The organism is Mesorhizobium sangaii (genome assembly GCF_014207355.1).
Taxonomy (GTDB): domain Bacteria; phylum Pseudomonadota; class Alphaproteobacteria; order Rhizobiales; family Rhizobiaceae; genus Mesorhizobium; species Mesorhizobium sangaii.
Map to the genome: position 1 here is coordinate 637842 of NZ_JACHEF010000003.1, position 16557 is coordinate 654398.

Here is a 16557-nt window from a genome sequence, read left to right on the forward strand (position 1 = left end):
TTTCGCCGACCGCTTCTATTCCGCCATCACCGTCGCATGGTCGGCCTGGCCGCGAAGTGGCTTTTCCGGCATCAGGCCGAGCGTGATCAGCGCCAGCAGCAGCGTTGCAGCGGCGACAAGGAAGATCATCACGAAGGGCACCACTGAAATAACCTGTCCGACGGCAAGCGTGCCTTCACCGGCAAGCGGCAGGCCATAGCCAAGCGCCACAGCGCCGAGCATGGCGACGCCGAGCGCGCTGCCCAGCGAGCGCAGGAAGGTCAGAACGCCGGTTGCGACGCCAAGGTGCGCACGATCGACGGCATTCTGAACCGATACGGTGGCGACGGGGAAGGTGGTCCCGCTGCCCAGGCCGATGCAGATCGTCAGGATCTCGACGACCAGCAGCGAGGCGTGCCCGGCAACCAGAGCAAGCAGCCCGAGACATAGGATGGAGAAGAACACGCCCACCATTGCGATCCGCTTGTAGTGGACGAAGCGCGGTATTGTTCGTCCGCTGAACGTGGCGCCGGCCACGGTGCCGAGCAGCAGGCCCAGCATCGCCAGACCCGACTCGCTGACCGAGAGACCGACGATCGACTGCAGATAGACAGGCAGATAGACCGCCAGACCTATGTTGGCGGCCTGCAAGAGGAACATCGACGAAGTGCCGGCGAGAACGATCGGGTTGCTTAGCACTTCAAGCGAGATGAGTGGTTCGGCCGCGCGCAGCAGCCGCAAGGCAAACGCCACCCAGAAAACCACCGAGACGGCCAGCAGCCCAAGAATTTCGCGCGACAGCCATGGATATTCGCTGCCGCCCCAGTTCAGCGCCAGCAGCAGCAATGCCGTGGCCACGACAAGCAGCAGCGCGCCGAGGGCGTCGATGCGATGCTGCTTTGCGGCGATAGGCAGCTTCTTGAGCGGGTTGTTGATGATCGCCATGGCCAGCAGGCCGAGGGGAATGTTGATCCAGAAAATCAGCGACCAGTGCAGATGTTCAGCGAAAGTGCCACCGAGCAGCGGACCGGCGATGCTGGCGACCGCCCAGGTGCCGGAGATCCAGGCGGCGTAGCGCGCCCGCTCGCGTGGCGGAACAAGGTCGCCGATGACAGTCTGTGTCAAGGTGAACAGGCCTCCACCACCAGCGCCCTGGATCGCCCGCCCGACAATCAGCACGAACATGTTGGGCGCCATGGCGCTGACCAGCGAACCCAGGAGAAAGATAAGGATCGCCGCATAAACGGTGGGCCGGCGGCCATAGACGTCGGAAATCTTACCGTAGAGCGGCGCCATGGCGGTCGCGGTCAAGAGGTAACCGGTGACGATCCACGGCAGGTATTGCGCATGGCCGAGCGCATGCCCGATGGTCGGCATGGCAGGTGCCACGATGGTCTGATCGAGTGCCGCCAGCAGCATTGACAGGAGCACGCCGGCGATGATGGCGTTCTTTTCGGTTTCGCTCAGTGGCGTGGCCGTTTCCACCATCGTCTGCTTGTCGACAGCCTGGTCCATGATCGTTCGTCCGTAAGCTTGCGATTGACCGGCACTGTCCGGCCGTCCCGGTTTGACCGTTTTGATCGCATTGGCATTTGAAGCCCGCGGCTGGCGAGCTTGCTATATGTCGTGCCGTAATAGGCCGATTTCGACAGTCCCCCGAAAGTTTTTCAAGACTGGTACTACGCTTCGGTGGATTTGGCTTGCGCCGGCACCGCTGGTTTCGAGTCAGGCCGGCGGCAGCTGACCGTTCTCGATGCGTTCGATGCGATAGCGCAGCAGCCTCAGGATGCGGCTTTCGAAATTGACGCTTTCGACACGGTCGAACTGCAGCTGCGCCCGGTCATGCCTGGCCAGAACGGCCGCGGTGATTTCGGCGGCCTTGGCCTTGGCGGCGTCGCAATTCTTTTGCGGGTAGGCGGCTTTCAGGTCCTCTTCGAGTTCGCGGCCATGGTTCTTGGCAATCTCGACATGGCGCTCTTCATGACGCCTGATGTCGGCGGCCAGCGTGTCCCAGAACAGCCTGACATCGGCATCGGCCTTGCGCGGGCGGCGCCATTCGGGAAGGATCACCTTCACCTTGACGGTCACCACCGCGTCGGCGATCCGGCAGGAGTTCGATGTCTTGGCGTAGCTGATGCGGGTGGTGAAGGCCATCTGCGTGGCGCCCGGGTGCCGCGTGCCCGTGCTTTTCACCTCCGGCCCGCGTTTGGAGAGTTGTGCCTCGATGTCGTCGAGGGTGCTGCCGCCAATGGCGAAATAGCTGTACGTCTTGACGAGATTGGCCGCACCGGCCGGGACGGCCGTGGCGGCAAGCAGCAGCACACAGAGCAGGGATGGTTTCACGCCAAGCATGGATCGGTTCATCATGTTGCCTCTTCGACCACCTTGCTTTACGGCCGTTGCCAGCGCAACGGATTTGATCCGCAGCGGATCACACATCGTTGATGACCTCTTGGTTGATGAGCCCATGGTTGCTGAGCAATGACGGCTAGGCGATGGCAGTTGGCGCATGGACGCCATCTCGACCTTGGCGGCAAAGCCGTGGTCGTCGGCATCCTCAATGTCACCCCCGACAGCTTTTCCGACGGCGGACTGTTCGACGCCCCCGAAAAGGCGCTGGCCCAGGCGCGGCGCATGATGGGGGAAGGGGCACTGGTCGTCGATGTGGGAGGGGAATCAACTCGCCCGGGCGCCGCCGCGATATCGGCGAGCGACGAACAGGCCCGCATCCTGCCCGTGATCGAAGCGCTGGCGAGCGCCGGCGGGGTGCTGATATCGGTCGATACCTACCGCGCCGACACCGCCCGGCTCGCGGTCGCCGCCGGCGCACATATCGTCAACGATGTCTGGGGGTTGCAGCGCGAGCCCGACATTGCCCGCGTCGCCGCCGACACCGGCGCCGGCCTTGTCATCATGCATACCGGGCGGGACCGCGAGAAGCTGCCGGACGTAATTGCCGATCAGTTGGCGTTCCTGCGAAAATCGCTGGAAATCGCCCGCCGGTATGGCATCGCCGACGACCATATCGTGCTCGATCCCGGATTCGGCTTCGCCAAGGAGACGGCGGAGGAAAATCTCGATCTGATGGCGCGCTTTTCCGAGCTCAGTGCACTTGGCTTGCCGCTGATGGCCGGCACCTCGCGCAAGCGCTTCATCGGCACCGTCACCGGCCGCGACGCGGCTGGCAGGGGTGTCGGAACAGCGGCGACCAGCGTCATCCTGCGGCTCAAGGGCGCCGATCTGTTTCGCGTCCACGATGTCGCATTCAACGTGGACGCGTTGGCGCTCGCAGATGCTATGCTGGCGCGTCAAACCGACCGGGCGAGAAACTGAGTTATGTATGTCATCCGCATGAAAAATTGCGCGTTCTTTGCCCGGCACGGCGTGCTGGACGAGGAGGAAAGGCTTGGCCAGCGCTTCTATGTCGATGCCGCTCTCACCGTCGATCCCGGCCGGGCGCTTGTCGAGGATTCCATCGAGGACACGGTCAACTACGGTATCGCTTTCACGGAGATCGAAAAGATCATCACTGGGCAGCGCCGCTTTCTGATCGAATCCCTGGCACTCGAGGTGGCCCGTGCGCTGACGGCGCGTTTTCCGCAGATCAAAAAAGCCGAGATCACGGTGCGCAAGCCAAACGCCCCGGTCCCCGGTGTGCTCGATTACGTCGAGGTGACCGTTGTCTGGCCCGAATAGCACGGTCTATCTCAGCCTTGGCGGCAATCTTGGCGACCCGGCGAAATCGATGGGTGCGGCTTTGCGCATGCTGGATGCCGACGCAGATACCCGCGTCACTGGCGTCTCCTCTCTCTATCGCACACCACCCTGGGGCAAGCTCGATCAGCCGGATTTTCTCAATGCGGCTGCCGAGATTTCCACCGGACTGGCGCCGCGCGCCTTGCTCGACCTCTGTCTCGATGCCGAACGCCGGCTGAAGCGGGTGCGCGAGGAGCGCTGGGGGCCGCGGCTGATCGACATCGACATTCTGGTGTTCGGCGACCGCGTCATTCACCAGACCGGACTGGAAGTGCCGCATCCGCGCATGCTGGAGCGCGCCTTCGTGCTGGCGCCGCTGGCGGAGATCGCGCCGGGCCTGGTTGTCGGTGGCCGCAGCGTCGCGGACCGGCTGGTCGCGGTCGACACTTCCGGTATCGAGCGATTGCCGTCCGGCCGGGACTGGTGGCTGGTCTGACGCCTGAGCGGGGCGGCAGCAGGACCCTTTAACCGGAGAAGCCGCCGCCATCCAGGAACGCCTGCTCCTGGGGTGTGGTCTCGCGGCCAAGCATCCTGTTTCGGTGCGGAAAACGGCCAAAATTCTGGATAATGTCGCGGTGCTCGAGCGCATATTTAAGGTTGAACTCGGCTTTGGCCTTGTGCAGCTCGACCGATATCTCCTGGTCGGCAAGGTTCTCCGAATGCTCGAACGGCAAATACAGGAACACGCGGACTTCAGGTTCCAATGCCAGATCATGGCCGGCTGCGACGGCCTTTTGAGCAAAATACTTCGCCAGCGGATCGGTCGCGCACATATGGCCGGTGCCGCGAAAGCAGTTCCGCGGAAACTGGTCGAGCAGGATCATCAGCGCCAGCGAACCTTCGGCGTGTGCCGACCAGTCGTCGCATTCACGCCGTGCGGCGGCATAGTGGAGATTGAGAAAGCGGTTGCGGAAGTCCGTATCGAAAGCCTCGTTCTTCTCGAACCAGGCATCCTCGCCGGCGTCGCGCCAGAATTTGGTGACCGACAGGGCCCTGCTATCCAATTCCATGCAAAGTTCCTCGTTTCAATCCGCGGGTTCGGATTTGTGCAAAACATCGGCCGTCTCTTCATTGAGTGCCTGGCCGGTACGGCGGGGCTGGGTGAGGGGTGTGGGAATGGGCGTCCCGATATTACCCCTCAGGAATCGTTGTCCGGCACGCACACCTTCGGCGAGTTGGGTTTCGAAACGGGCGGTATCGCGGCGCCGCACATCCTCGATCACCTCTGCCACGTCTTCGGGATCGACGCCGAGCGATTCCAGCGCCGAACCGCCGAAAACCAGCGCCGATTCGAAGGTTTCGCGCAGCTGGAAGTCGACGCCGGCACGAATGAGCTGCAGGGCTGTGCCGCGGTCGTAAGCCCGGGCGAGCACGGTGAGGAGTGGAAATTCGGCCTTGATCAGCTGGGCGATACGAACGGCCACATCCGGCTTGTCGACGCAGACCAGCACGGCGCGCGCGCGACCCGCGCCGGCCGCATGCAGGATGTCCAGCCGCGTGCCATCGCCATAATAGACCTTGAAGCCGAAATCGGCCGCCGCCTGGATCATTTCGACATCATTGTCGATGATCGAGACATCGATGCCGCGCAGCAGCAGCGGCTGGCTGGCGATCTGACCGAAGCGGCCGAAGCCGATGATCAACACGCTGCCGGTCAGGCCAGCGGCAATCTCGACCCCGTCGAGCGACTGCGCGTCGCGCGGCGTGAGATACCGCAAGGCGATAATCGCCAGCGGCGTCAGCACCATCGAGATGATGACGATCGCCGTCAGCATCGCGTTGGCCTGATTGTCGATGATGCCGACCGCGGCGGCCGCCGAATAAAGGACGAAGGCGAATTCGCCGCCTTGCGCCATGAAGACGGCCCGCTCCAACGCTTCACGATGGCGAGTTTTCAGAACCCGGGCGACGATGTAGATGCCGAGCGCCTTCATCACCATGTAGGCGACGACATAGATGGCAATCAGCCGCCAGTTCGCGACCACCACATGCAGGTCGAGCGACATGCCGACGGCCAGGAAGAACAAGCCGAGCAGGATGCCGCGGAACGGTTCGATGTCGGCTTCAAGCTGATGGCGGAAGGTCGATTCCGACAGCAGTACGCCGGCCAGGAATGCACCCATCGCCATCGACAGCCCGCTGAGCTGCATGGCGAGCGCCGAACCGAGGACGACCAGAAGGGCGGCAGCCGTCATCACCTCGCGGGCACGGGCATCCGCCAGGATGCGGAAGAACGGATTGAGCAGATAACGGCCGGCCAGCACCAATCCGACGATCGCGGCAAGGCCGATCCCGACCTCGGTGAAGCGCTCTGCCAGGCTGGTGTCGGCGCCGCCAGGCGCCAGGAAAGCGATCAGGGCCAGCAGCGGTACGATGGCTAGGTCCTCGAGCAGCAGCACCGACACTATGCGCTGGCCTTTCGGCTCGGCGATTTCACCGCGTTCCTCGAGAAGCTGCATGACGATCGCTGTCGAGGTCAGCACGAAGCCGGCGCCGGCGACGAAGGATTGCGAGATCGGAAACCCTCCCGCAACGCCAACAGCGGTCAGCAAGACCGCGCAGACGCCGACCTGCAGTGCACCGAGGCCAAATATCTCGCGGCGCAGGCCCCATAGCCGCGACGGCTGCATTTCCAGCCCGATGATGAACAGGAACATCACCACGCCGAGCTCAGCGACATGAAGGATGGCTTCCGATTCGGAAAAGACGCGCAGGCCAAACGGGCCGATCACCACACCGGCGGCCAGATAGCCGAGAATCGAGCCGAGGCCCATGCGCTTGAAGATCGGAACGGCGACAACGCCGGCTGCAAGCAGCGCCACCACCTGAACCAGATCGTTGCTCGATGCCTCTACCGCCATTCCGCCATTCCGCTCGTTTGAGGACCGATTCCGATTTCGAAGTGCTTTGACAAGCGGCGAAGATAGGGGCTTCGGTGGGGATCGAACAGCCCGAATCCGGATCACCGGCGATGTTGCGGGCGCGTTACACAAGTTGACGCTGGGAACGCGTTGCATCTTGCCACAATCGAAGGCTAAGGACGCTCGGCTTCGGCCATTGGAGGGTGAGCGACGATCAAGTCGAGCCCTTTTGAGGAGATGACTGACATGAAGAAGTTTTTGTTTGTTGCCGTCGGCCTGGCGGTGCTAGCCGGTTCGGCTTGCTCGAAGGCACCCGAGTGCACGGCCGAGATCGCAACCAAAAAAGCGCAGGACATGGCTGCCGCGCTGCAGGAGGCTATCACCAAGGACCCGTCCAAGGCGGCTGATCTGACGGCCAAGGTGCAGGCGGTGACCACCAAATATCAGGGCACCACGACATTGGCCGACGCCTGCAAGGCCTATGACGAGGTGACGGCCGCGATCAAGGGCTAAGCGCAGGATTGAAGCGGTTTGAACGAGGCGGCGACCCATGGGTCGCCGCCTTTTTTGTTACGTGCGGATCAATTCGGGGCGATGGAGCCGACTTCGATGGAATCGACGCGCTTCAGGCTCATGCCGATCACCGGCACCAACTGGTCGTCGACGCGCACGGCAATGGTCACCGTCATCGAATTGTCGTCGGGGATGCGGGCCTGCATCACGCCGCGCAGCTGGTTGCGGTTGATGGTGAAGACGACCTTGCGGGCATCGACGACATTGCCGCCGATGATGTCGAGGCCGGAAGCGGTCGCGCCGCCCATGAAGCTACCCTTGTAGCCCTCGCGGCCCTTGCGTTCGATAGTGGCCGACATTTGCTGGGTGAACATGCCGACCCGGCAACCGCCGTCGAGTGTCATGCCGACCTTGCCGTCCGGCGTCGAGCCGGTGAAGCTACAGTTGAATTTGGTGCCTTTGTACTTGCCGGCGACGATTTCGCCGGGTCCGATCCATTTGCCTTCGGCCGACTGGAAGAACTGCTTGTCCGGCTCCGCGGCGGAAGCCGCTCCGGCAATGCCGACGAGTGCTGTTATCACGGTTGCCAGGGGCAAGACGCTGGACAGAATTACACTTTTCATCGACGACACCCGGCAACAAAGAGGCTGTTTGGAACCCGTCTGACCATGAACAAGATTGGTTAATGCTTCGTCACTACGGGGCCGCCGTAAAGCAGTCCGGTAACAATTCCGAAGATCCAAAAGCTGCTGCCCGGTTCACTTGCCGGATGGGGTCGTTTCGGCATCTTTCCTGGTTGCAAACGATGTCAGCGCCGAGAGGAAATCGCCCAGTCCCGGACGCTTCGCGGCGCTGAACGGTAGGGGACGCGTTGTCTCCATCGCCGCGATGCCGATGCGCGCCGTCATCATGCCATTGACGACACCCTCGCCAAGCTTGGCCGAAAGGCGCGCCGCCAGGCCGTGGCCGACGATCTGCTGGACGAAACTGTCGCCGACGGCGATCGAGCCGGTGACCGCCAGATGCGCCAGCACGTTGCGGGCCAGGCGGAAGAAACCGAGCGTTCCAGGCCGCCCGCCATAAAGTTCAGACAGGCGCCGAATGAGGCGTCCGGCCTCGAACACGACATAGGCGACATCGACCAGCGCGCGCGGGCTGACCGCGGTCACCAGCGAGACGCGTTTGGCGGCCTCGAGAATCATCACCTTTGCCCTGGCATCGAGGGGGCCGAGAATTTCGGTTTCGGCCAGGCGCACCAGATTGCCGCCGTCGATGATTTCGCCGCGCAGTTCGGCCAGCGCGCGCCGGCCGGCAGCGGTCTCGGGCTTGGCCGCGACGAAGGCCGACAGCTCGTCGACCACCGATCGTGCCGCCTTGGGATCGTCGCGCGCAATCGCATCGAGCGCCCGCTTCTGCAGCTTTACGACCTCGGCGAGGCGGGCGATGGCCAGGAATTCGCGGATCAGGATGACCAGCAGCGCCAGCACGGCGATGGCCGCCATGCCGGCAGCCAGCCAGCCCAGCCATTCGGCGCGCGCAAAGAGGTCGCGTATGAGCTGGTCGGTCCACAGGCCGACAGCCAGAGAAACCAGCACACCAAAGGCGCCGAAGAAGATGCTGCCGAGCAGCGACCGCCTTCTTGGGGCGATCGCCGGCGGCGGTTCGGCGGCAACGATGTCGGGCTCGTCGAAGACATCGACTTCCGCCGGGATGAGCGTCGCGACATCGGTCTTCATCGCGCGGGGCTTCCGCTGGGAGTCAACCTGGGCCTGGGCACGGCGTGCCTCAGGTGCTTCTTGTTTCGATTCGGCTTCCGGCTCGATACGAAATGCGGCCGGCTTGCGGGACGCGGTCATGCCAGACGATCTCCAATCAGGAACTGCAAGGCACGGTCGAGCCGGATGTGCGGCAGCGACAGCGTGACACCTTCGGCGGTGCGTTCGAGCTTTGGTGGACGGAAACGGACGAAGCGGATTGCCGGATCCTCGGAGTCCGGCTTGTGATCGGGCACCGAAACATCGAACACAGCATCAATATTCTCCGGTAAATCACCGGGAAATATGGCAGTTTCCGTTTTGCCGTCAAAGGTCTCGCCGTTGATCTTCTCGCCGGCGATCGGCGTGCCGATGATGACGGGAAGCGTCTCCCGGCCCTGCTTGACGGTGCCTTCGCGGGTTGCGCGCACCGCCGCCATCGCGACCACATCGACATCGGCGCCGGTGAAATTCGCCCGGGCCACGGCACGGTCGGCAAGACGCCGCACGATCGCCTGCAAGCGGTCATGGCTTTCGTGATGCAGGTGGTCGGCCTTGGTAGCGGCAACCAGGATGCGGTCGATGCGCCGTGAAAACAGGTCGGTGAGGAAGCTGCCGCGGCCGGGTCGGAAACAACTGAGGATCTCGGTCACCGCGCGTTCCAGGTCGGCCATGGCGCCGGGGCCGGCGTTCAGCGCCTGCATGGCATCGATGAGCACGATCTGGCGATCGAGGCGTGTGATGTGTTCGCGGAAGAACGGTTTGACGACATGCGTCTTGTAGGCCTCGTAACGCCTGTCCATCATGGCGTGCAGCGATCCCGGGCGCGGACGCCTGTCGCCGAGCCCAGCCAGGGGAGCGAAGGTGAGTGCGGGCGAGCCTTCGAGATCGCCAGGCATCAGGAAGCGGCCGGGCGGCAAGGTCGAAAGCGCCCGCTCGTCGAGCTTGCACGCCTTCAGATAGGCGGCGAAACTTTCGGCCAGGCGGCGCGCCGTCATCTCGTCGGCATCGGCGTTCGGGTCGATCTCCGCCGACAGCGCCCGCCAGCCTTGCGACAGGTCCTCGCGCACCGGCAAAACGGCCATCTCGAAGGCTTCGCGGGAAAAATCGCCGAAGGATTTGCCGAGCAGCGGCAGGTCGAGCAGCCATTCGCCGGGATAGTCGACGATATCGACCGACAGTTTGCCGGCGGAGAACATACGGCTCCAGCCGGAGGCCGATTCATATTCGATGGTCAGCCGCAGTTCGGAAATAGCCCGCGTCGAATCGGGCCAGGCGCGATCGTTGACCAGAGCGGCGATGTGGTCCTCGTACTGGAACCGCGGCACGGCGTCGTCGGGCTGCTGTTCGAGGAAGGCACGGGCGATGCGCCCGGATTTCTGGGCCTCGAACAACGGCAGGCGCCCGCCATGGATCAGATTGTGGACAAAAGCCGATATGAACACCGTCTTGCCGGCGCGGGAAAGGCCGGTGACACCCAAACGCAGCGATGGAGAGAAAAGCCCGGTGGCGCGGCCCGACAGCGTGTCGAGGGCAATCCTCGCCTCGTCGGTGAAGGTGGTCAGCGATGATGCCAAAATATGCTCTCTCGGGCTTCGGTCCGCCCGATATAGGCTGTGGAACCCGGCTTTGAAATGGCGTTAGAGATCGGCCGGCGTCAGGAACGCTTCGAGATAACCGGTGCCTTGGGCGGCTTTGGCCAGATCGCCGCCGAAACGGACGACCGCCAGACCCGTGGTTGGGAAGCCGTGGTTGAGCGTGGCCCGCGCCGTCTCGTCGCCGTCGCCCGAAACCGCCATGGCGAGATCCTCCGTCATCGGGTTGTGGCCAATGACCAGCAACGAACCCGATCCGCCATTGTCGCGGATGAGGCGGAGGTAACAGGCGGCGTCTTCGCTGTAGAGCGTGTCGAAGAACAGGACTCGTCCGGTGTCGGTCTGACCGGCCAGGCCTTCCAGCGTCTCCTTGGCGCGTTTGGCGTTGGAGCAGATGGTCAGGTCCGGAACATAGCAGCGGGACCGCATGGCGGCGCCCATCATTTCGGCATCGGCGCGACCGGATGCGTCGAGCGGGCGGTCGAAATCGCGCATGCCGGGCAGTGCCCAGCCGGCCTTGGCATGTCGCAACAGATAAAGCGTGCCCACCCAACCTCCGCTGACGCCGAATGCCGAACTTCCTGGATTAGCCACGAGAAAGCCGCCGCGCAATGCCCCGTGTTCTCCAAACACAGCGAATCATCGATGTGCGGTGCCGCAAAAGGCGCTTGTGCTTCGGCGCCAAGATCATGCCGGTCTTCGAAAAGCATGTTGCACGGGATCCAAAGTGTCGAAGCGTAGTTTGGTATCAAAACGACCATTCGCTGCTGCAAAGGCGCCCGCCACCGAACATTAACAATTGCGTGAGACAGCGGCCGATTGCGCTTGTGCAGGCGTCGGACCGCGAATATATAGGCGCAAAAATTGGGGCAGTTTGGGTGAGTCGAATGAACGACGTCGTTACCGCCGATTACATACCCTCCGAAGACGAGCCGTTCATGAACGAGCGGCAGAAATCCTACTTCCGCCAAAAGCTCGTCACCTGGAAGAATGACATATTGCGCGAAGCGCGCGAAACTCTCGAAATCCTGCAACAGGAAAACGCCAACCACCCCGATCTCGCCGACCGCGCTTCTTCGGAAACCGACCGCGCTATCGAGCTCAGGGCCCGCGACCGTCAGCGCAAGCTGATCGCAAAGATCGATTCCGCCCTGCAGCGCATCGACGAAGGCACTTACGGCTATTGCGAGGAGACTGGCGAGCCGATCGCGCTGAAGCGGCTCGATGCGCGTCCGATCGCGACGTTGTCGATCGAAGCGCAGGAGCGGCACGAGCGCCGCGAAAAGGTCTATCGCGACGACTGAAGCGGCGCCGATGGGCCGTGCTCAAGGCGATCTGCAGCGATGTTGATAGTCAAAATGGCCGGTTTGCCGGCCATTTTTTGTTGCCCAGGACCTTGACCGGTTCATTTCCCGGCCCGCTGGGCAGATCAGGATCTGATCATCTCTTCTGGCTGGAGAGTTCGCCCAGAAGCTTCGTCATTTCGTCGTCGAGCGACTGCGGTGCCTTCGCCGCCGGTTTGCTCACTGGGCTGCTCGAACGCGGCTGGTCGAGAGATACTTCGAGTTCCTTCATCAGCTCGTCGTCGATGCTGTCCTGCTTCGGCGGCGGCGCTTGCCTGACGGTATTGGCATTCGCGGATCCATAGGCGGGCAGCGGCGTGACATTGGTCGGCTGGTAACTTTGCGGCTTTGGTAGCGGTGCCGGTGCCGGCACCGGTGTTGGCGCCGGCGCTGCCTGGCGCGGGCGTGCGGGCGGCGCCGCGTTCACCGGCTGCGGAGCAGGCGCCTGCCTGGCCGGTGGCGGAGGCGCGGGTTGAGGTGCACGCGGTTTCGCCGCTGGGGCCGCGGCAGCCGGGACCGGCTGCAAGCCGCCATCTCCGGTGAGTGCCGGGCGGCGTGGCGCCGAAAGCCTGATGTCCCGTTCGACGACAACATCGGTTGGACCGCCGATCAGCAGCAGATGTTCGATATCATCGCGGCGTATCAGCACCAGCCGGCGATGGCTGTCGACGGCGGTGGCATCCATGACGGCCAGCCGTGTCTTGCGGTTCCTGCCGCCGGCAACGAAGGTTCCGAACGTCAAGTTGCGCACAAGCTTGATGATGACGAGAACGATGACCAGCAGGACAAGCGCTGCAAACGTCCACAACAGTGCTGCGGCATAACCGGGGCCCGCCACGCTATCCAGCCATTGCATTGGTTTTCCCTGATTGCCCTTGGAAGGTGACGCGACACTAGACCGTTGCGGCGGGCTACCGCAATGCGTTTCGCGCTTGATGAACAGCTTGAAAACTCCGAAGGCCGGAAGATATCATTTTTATCCGACATTTGCCGCCCAGGCCTTTTCCGGACTAGGAGAATATGATTCAACCCGCTAGGGGCGGGTGTCGGAACACCGGAATTCACGAGCAGGGGGCACATGGCCAAGGAAGCGCGCGGCGATTTCTATCCGGTACCGATCGTCGACCAGAATACGCGACCGGGCGCGGTCACCCGGCTCATCATTTTCATCGTCGTTCTGACCGGGGCCGCCATCGTCTTCGGCCTTTTCCGTGAACGCCTCGGCGACCCTTTCCTGCTCGGCATGCTCGGTGTGCTGGCGATGATCGGCGTCGGCTTCCTGTTCGCCACGGCGATCGGCTTCGTGCAGGTCACGCCGCGCTCGACCGGTGACGAACTGTCGAAGGCATTCGTCGATTCGATGTCGCAGGGCCTTCTGGTCACCGACGCCAAGGGCCGCGTCGTCTACGCCAATCGGGCCTATGCCGACATGACCGGAGCGACGTCGGCGGCCGACCTGAAGACGGTCGAAGGGTTGCTCTCGGACGTCCCCGAAGCCTCGGTGACAATCTATCGGCTGGCGTCCGGCCTGCGCGACGGCCAGTCGGGCGACGGCGAGTTTCGTCTCGCGCAGTCCATTCGGCCGGGCGCCGAGCCCGGCGCCCGCTGGTACCGGGCGCGTGCCCGCGCCTTCAGCGTTCCGGGCCAGCGGCTGCCGATGCTGGCCTGGCAGCTTGCCGACATCTCGCAGGAGCGGGCCGAGCAGGAGCGTTTCTTTCTCGACCTGCAGAAGGCGATCGATCACCTCGATCACGCACCGGCCGGCTTCTTTTCGGCCGACCAGGATGGCCGCGTCACCTACATCAACGCCACGCTTGCCGAATGGCTGGGTATCGACCTCACCAGCTTCACGCCCGGCTCCGTCAGCCTGCCGGAGATCGTGGCCGGCGACGGCATGGCACTGGTCCGCTCGGTCAAAGCCGACCCCGGAACGACACGCAACGCGGTCATCGATCTCGACCTGACGACGATGACGGGCGAAGCGCTGCCGGTGCGCTTCATGCACCGCGTTTCGGCCAGCCGCGAAGGCCTCAACGGGCCGACGCGCACGATCGTGCTCAACCGCACGCAAGGCGAGGACGCCTCGGCCGACCTGCGTGCTTCGGAGGTGCGGTTCACCCGCTTCTTCAACTCGACACCGATGGCGATTGCCGGCGTCGACCACAGCGGGCGCATCCTGCGTACCAATGCGCCGTTCCTGTCGCTGTTTTCGTCCGTCGTCGACCGGGACGCCGTCGATCGTCGTGTGCGGCTCGACACGGTGATCCATGAGCGCGACCGGCCGGCCTTCGCGGCGGCTTTCGAGAAGGCGCAACAGCGGCAGGCCGACATCGAGCCGATCGATACCTTGCTGCCCGGCAACGATGACCGGCATATCCGTTTCTACGTCAACGCGGTCGCCGACGGCACCGGCGGCGAGGGTGCCGAGGAATCGGCCATCGTCTACGCCGTCGAGACGACGGAGCAGAAGGCGCTCGAAGGGCAGATGGCGCAAAGCCAGAAAATGCAGGCGGTCGGCCAGCTTGCCGGCGGCATCGCGCACGACTTCAACAATGTGCTGACCGCCATCATCATGGCGTCCGATCTTTTGTTGACCAACCACCGCCCGTCGGACCCGTCCTTCCCCGACATCATGAACATCAAGCAGAATGCCAACCGGGCGGCCTCGCTGGTGCGGCAATTGCTGGCCTTCTCGCGCAAGCAGACGCTGCGGCCGGAAGTGCTCAACCTGACCGACGTGCTCGCCGATCTCAGGATGCTGCTGGCCCGCCTTGTCGGCAACGACATCAAGCTGAAGGTCGACCATGGCCGCGACCTGTGGCCGGTCAAGGTCGATATCGGGCAGTTCGAACAGGTGGTGGTCAACCTTGCGGTCAACGCCCGCGATGCCATGCCGGCCGGCGGCGATCTCACCGTGCGCACGCGCAATGTGACCGCAGAGGAATGCAAGGCCTTCTCCTATCGTGAGCTCACTCCGGCCGACTATGTCGTGGTCGAGGTCGAGGATACCGGCAGCGGCATCGCGCCCGATGTGCTGAAGAAGATTTTCGAGCCATTCTTCACCACCAAGGAGGTTGGCAAGGGTACCGGGCTTGGCCTGTCGATGGTCTACGGCATCATCAAGCAGACCGGCGGCTTCATCTTCTGCGATTCCGAGGTCGGCAAGGGCTCGACTTTCCGCATTTTCCTGCCGCGTCATATCGCCGAAGCGAAAAAAGCTGGCCAGCCCGACGATCTGCCGGCGGCACCGGCGAAGGTGGCCGATGCGGCCAAGGATCTGTCCGGCTCGGCCACGGTGCTGCTCGTCGAGGACGAGGACGCCGTGCGCATGGGTGGCATGCGGGCGCTGGTGTCGCGCGGCTATACCGTGCACGAGGCATCCTCGGGCGTCGAGGCGCTGGAAGTGTTCGAGGCGCTGGGCGGCAAGGTCGACATCGTCGTCTCGGACGTGGTGATGCCTGAAATGGATGGGCCGACGCTGCTCGGTGAATTGCGCAAGCGCCAGCCGGACATCAAATTCGTCTTCGTGTCCGGCTATGCCGAGGACGCATTCGCCAGAAACCTGCCGGCTGATGCGCATTTCGGCTTCCTGCCAAAGCCGTTTTCGCTCAAGCAACTGGCGACGATCGTCAAGGATGTGCTGGAGTCTTAGCGTTTCCTGATGTTCTTTTCCTTGCAAGACGCCGTGACAACGCCATGATTGAGGGGTGAAACGGCAGGCGGGCTTGGGGGAGCAGCGGTTGACACCACACAACGAAGCAGACAAGGGTGCCTACGCCGACACCGTGTTGTTGCCGGGTGACCCGCAGCGCGCCGAATGGATGGCGCAAACTTTTCTGGAAGCGCCGCGCTGCATCAATCGCCGACGTGGCGCCCTCGGCTTTACCGGACTGTTTCGCGGCAGACCCATCAGCATTCAGGCGACAGGCATCGGCGTCTCGTCGTTTCTGATCTATGTGCATGAATTGCTTGACTATTATGGCGCCCGGACGTTGATCCGCACGGGCACCTGTGGCAGCCTGACTGCCAAGGCCAAGCTGCGCAGCCTTGTCATCTCGCAATCGGCACAGGCGGAAAGCGCCCAAAGCGGTCAGGTTTTCGGCCTCTACAAAGCTGTCGCCGGCCCGGATCCAGCACTTCTCGCAAGCGCGCTGACCAAGGCAGCCGAACTTGGCATCGACCATTGTGCCGGCCTGACGGTTTGCAGCGACATCTTCTACCATCCCGAAGGACGCGTCCGCTTTGCCGACGCGCAGGCTGCCGGAGCTCTAGCAGTGGATATGGAAACCAGCGCGCTTTATCGCATCGCCGGGCATTTCGGAGCCCGGGCGCTATCGATGTGCACTGTGGTCGACAACATCGAGACGGATGAACTGACCGACTACCGAGAGCGCCAGGAGTTGTTCACCGACATGAGCCGGCTGGCGCTCGAAATCGCGGTCGACAGCTAGGCTGCTTGCCGCTTCGGCATCGCCTGCTCATCGATGCCTGGCCGATGCCCGCGCAAATAGAGCGCGCAGGTGGTGCGCAGCATGGAGGCAAAGTTTGGAATGGCGCCATTGATCTCGATGGCTTCGTCGTAAAGCTTGGAGATGAATTTCGGCGTCGTCAGGCCCTGGTTTTCGGCGATTTCATCGAGCAACGCCCAAAATGTCGCCTCAAGCTGGATGCTGGTCGAGTGGCCGTCAATGCGAATTGACCGGTTGATCTGGCGATAGCCTTCGGGGTCCTGGCCCGCAAATACCCTGCACATCCG

At 63.2% G+C, this 16557-nt stretch carries 17 protein-coding genes; 7 read left to right on the plus strand and 10 right to left on the minus strand.

Going from position 1 to position 16557, the window contains the following annotated elements; translation table 11 throughout:
- Positions 1 to 15 precede the first annotated feature (15 nt).
- Positions 16 to 1494, minus strand: coding sequence for an MDR family MFS transporter (locus HNQ71_RS18160; protein ID WP_184873989.1), 1479 nt, complete (start codon positions 1492 to 1494; stop codon positions 16 to 18).
- 210 nt (positions 1495 to 1704) lie between these two features.
- On the minus strand, positions 1705 to 2343 hold the full coding sequence (locus tag HNQ71_RS18165; protein ID WP_246461625.1) for a DUF922 domain-containing Zn-dependent protease: 639 nt from the start codon (positions 2341 to 2343) through the stop codon (positions 1705 to 1707).
- Between the two features lie 117 nt (positions 2344 to 2460).
- Here HNQ71_RS18165 and folP point away from each other — a divergent pair, with 117 nt between their 5' ends.
- Genes folP through folK form a run of 3 tightly spaced genes read left to right on the plus strand, consistent with a single transcriptional unit; the run spans position 2461 to position 4171 of the window.
- A complete protein-coding gene (gene folP, locus HNQ71_RS18170; protein WP_184873991.1) occupies positions 2461 to 3312 on the plus strand; it encodes a dihydropteroate synthase in 852 nt (283 codons plus the stop codon).
- A gap of 3 nt (positions 3313 to 3315) precedes the next feature.
- Entirely contained in the window at positions 3316 to 3675 is a 360-nt protein-coding gene (gene folB, locus HNQ71_RS18175; protein ID WP_184873993.1) for a dihydroneopterin aldolase, read from the plus strand.
- Complete coding sequence (folK, locus tag HNQ71_RS18180) at positions 3659 to 4171, plus strand: 2-amino-4-hydroxy-6-hydroxymethyldihydropteridine diphosphokinase (protein ID WP_184873995.1); 513 nt, start codon at positions 3659 to 3661, stop codon at positions 4169 to 4171. Before folB ends, folK begins: the two co-directional genes overlap by 17 nt.
- Positions 4172 to 4199: 28 nt before the next feature.
- Here folK and HNQ71_RS18185 read toward each other — a convergent pair whose 3' ends face one another.
- Positions 4200 to 4745 (minus strand): DUF924 family protein, encoded by a 546-nt coding sequence (locus HNQ71_RS18185; RefSeq protein ID WP_184873997.1) that lies wholly within the window; start codon positions 4743 to 4745, stop codon positions 4200 to 4202.
- A gap of 15 nt (positions 4746 to 4760) precedes the next feature.
- On the minus strand, positions 4761 to 6596 hold the full coding sequence (locus HNQ71_RS18190; protein WP_184873999.1) for a monovalent cation:proton antiporter-2 (CPA2) family protein: 1836 nt from the start codon (positions 6594 to 6596) through the stop codon (positions 4761 to 4763).
- A 246-nt stretch (positions 6597 to 6842) separates the two neighbouring features.
- Here HNQ71_RS18190 and HNQ71_RS18195 point away from each other — a divergent pair, with 246 nt between their 5' ends.
- Complete coding sequence (locus tag HNQ71_RS18195) at positions 6843 to 7109, plus strand: hypothetical protein (protein WP_095085087.1); 267 nt, start codon at positions 6843 to 6845, stop codon at positions 7107 to 7109.
- Positions 7110 to 7177: 68 nt separating this feature from the next.
- Here the strand turns inward: HNQ71_RS18195 and HNQ71_RS18200 are convergent, their stop codons facing one another.
- The 4 genes from HNQ71_RS18200 to HNQ71_RS18215 all read right to left on the minus strand — a co-directional run bounded on the left by HNQ71_RS18200 (position 7178) and on the right by HNQ71_RS18215 (position 11007).
- Positions 7178 to 7732 (minus strand): hypothetical protein, encoded by a 555-nt coding sequence (locus HNQ71_RS18200; protein WP_184874001.1) that lies wholly within the window; start codon positions 7730 to 7732, stop codon positions 7178 to 7180.
- A gap of 135 nt (positions 7733 to 7867) precedes the next feature.
- Complete coding sequence (locus tag HNQ71_RS18205; RefSeq protein ID WP_184874003.1) at positions 7868 to 8965, minus strand: YcjF family protein; 1098 nt, start codon at positions 8963 to 8965, stop codon at positions 7868 to 7870.
- On the minus strand, positions 8962 to 10440 hold the full coding sequence (locus HNQ71_RS18210) for a YcjX family GTP-binding protein (protein ID WP_184874005.1): 1479 nt from the start codon (positions 10438 to 10440) through the stop codon (positions 8962 to 8964). The genes HNQ71_RS18205 and HNQ71_RS18210 overlap by 4 nt, the downstream gene beginning before the upstream one ends.
- Before the next feature lie 63 nt (positions 10441 to 10503).
- On the minus strand, positions 10504 to 11007 hold the full coding sequence (locus tag HNQ71_RS18215; protein WP_184874006.1) for a histidine phosphatase family protein: 504 nt from the start codon (positions 11005 to 11007) through the stop codon (positions 10504 to 10506).
- Positions 11008 to 11345: 338 nt separating this feature from the next.
- Here HNQ71_RS18215 and dksA point away from each other — a divergent pair, with 338 nt between their 5' ends.
- Entirely contained in the window at positions 11346 to 11762 is a 417-nt protein-coding gene (dksA, locus tag HNQ71_RS18220; RefSeq protein ID WP_184874008.1) for an RNA polymerase-binding protein DksA, read from the plus strand.
- A 136-nt stretch (positions 11763 to 11898) separates the two neighbouring features.
- Here dksA and HNQ71_RS18225 read toward each other — a convergent pair whose 3' ends face one another.
- A complete protein-coding gene (locus tag HNQ71_RS18225; RefSeq protein ID WP_184874010.1) occupies positions 11899 to 12657 on the minus strand; it encodes a flagellar biosynthetic protein FliO in 759 nt (252 codons plus the stop codon).
- Positions 12658 to 12879: 222 nt separating this feature from the next.
- On the opposite strand from HNQ71_RS18225, the gene cckA reads away from it, so the two are divergent.
- Both cckA and HNQ71_RS18235 read left to right on the plus strand, forming a co-directional pair.
- Complete coding sequence (cckA, locus tag HNQ71_RS18230) at positions 12880 to 15453, plus strand: cell cycle histidine kinase CckA (RefSeq protein ID WP_184874012.1); 2574 nt, start codon at positions 12880 to 12882, stop codon at positions 15451 to 15453.
- An 88-nt stretch (positions 15454 to 15541) separates the two neighbouring features.
- Positions 15542 to 16252 (plus strand): purine-nucleoside phosphorylase, encoded by a 711-nt coding sequence (locus HNQ71_RS18235; RefSeq protein ID WP_184874014.1) that lies wholly within the window; start codon positions 15542 to 15544, stop codon positions 16250 to 16252.
- Here HNQ71_RS18235 and HNQ71_RS18240 read toward each other — a convergent pair.
- A complete protein-coding gene (locus HNQ71_RS18240) occupies positions 16249 to 16554 on the minus strand; it encodes a ribbon-helix-helix domain-containing protein (protein ID WP_184874394.1) in 306 nt (101 codons plus the stop codon). The two genes, HNQ71_RS18235 and HNQ71_RS18240, sit on opposite strands and share 4 nt — an antisense overlap.
- Positions 16555 to 16557: the final 3 nt, after the last annotated feature.

Excerpts from the sequence above, each read along its gene's own strand:
- HNQ71_RS18185 (WP_184873997.1), bottom strand. The coding sequence starts at position 4,745 with ATGGAATTGGATAGCAGGGCCCTGTCGGTCACCAAATTCTGGCGCGAC.
- HNQ71_RS18190 (WP_184873999.1), bottom strand. The coding sequence starts at position 6,596 with ATGGCGGTAGAGGCATCGAGCAACGATCTGGTTCAGGTGGTGGCGCTG.
- folP (WP_184873991.1), top strand. The coding sequence starts at position 2,461 with ATGACGGCTAGGCGATGGCAGTTGGCGCATGGACGCCATCTCGACCTT.
- folB (WP_184873993.1), top strand. The coding sequence starts at position 3,316 with ATGTATGTCATCCGCATGAAAAATTGCGCGTTCTTTGCCCGGCACGGC.
- HNQ71_RS18205 (WP_184874003.1), bottom strand. The coding sequence starts at position 8,965 with ATGACCGCGTCCCGCAAGCCGGCCGCATTTCGTATCGAGCCGGAAGCC.
- HNQ71_RS18195 (WP_095085087.1), top strand. The coding sequence starts at position 6,843 with ATGAAGAAGTTTTTGTTTGTTGCCGTCGGCCTGGCGGTGCTAGCCGGT.
- HNQ71_RS18160 (WP_184873989.1), bottom strand. The coding sequence starts at position 1,494 with ATGGACCAGGCTGTCGACAAGCAGACGATGGTGGAAACGGCCACGCCA.
- cckA (WP_184874012.1), top strand. The coding sequence starts at position 12,880 with ATGGCCAAGGAAGCGCGCGGCGATTTCTATCCGGTACCGATCGTCGAC.
- HNQ71_RS18225 (WP_184874010.1), bottom strand. The coding sequence starts at position 12,657 with ATGCAATGGCTGGATAGCGTGGCGGGCCCCGGTTATGCCGCAGCACTG.
- dksA (WP_184874008.1), top strand. The coding sequence starts at position 11,346 with ATGAACGACGTCGTTACCGCCGATTACATACCCTCCGAAGACGAGCCG.
- HNQ71_RS18200 (WP_184874001.1), bottom strand. The coding sequence starts at position 7,732 with ATGAAAAGTGTAATTCTGTCCAGCGTCTTGCCCCTGGCAACCGTGATA.
- HNQ71_RS18165 (WP_246461625.1), bottom strand. The coding sequence starts at position 2,343 with ATGAACCGATCCATGCTTGGCGTGAAACCATCCCTGCTCTGTGTGCTG.
- HNQ71_RS18240 (WP_184874394.1), bottom strand. The coding sequence starts at position 16,554 with ATGTGCAGGGTATTTGCGGGCCAGGACCCCGAAGGCTATCGCCAGATC.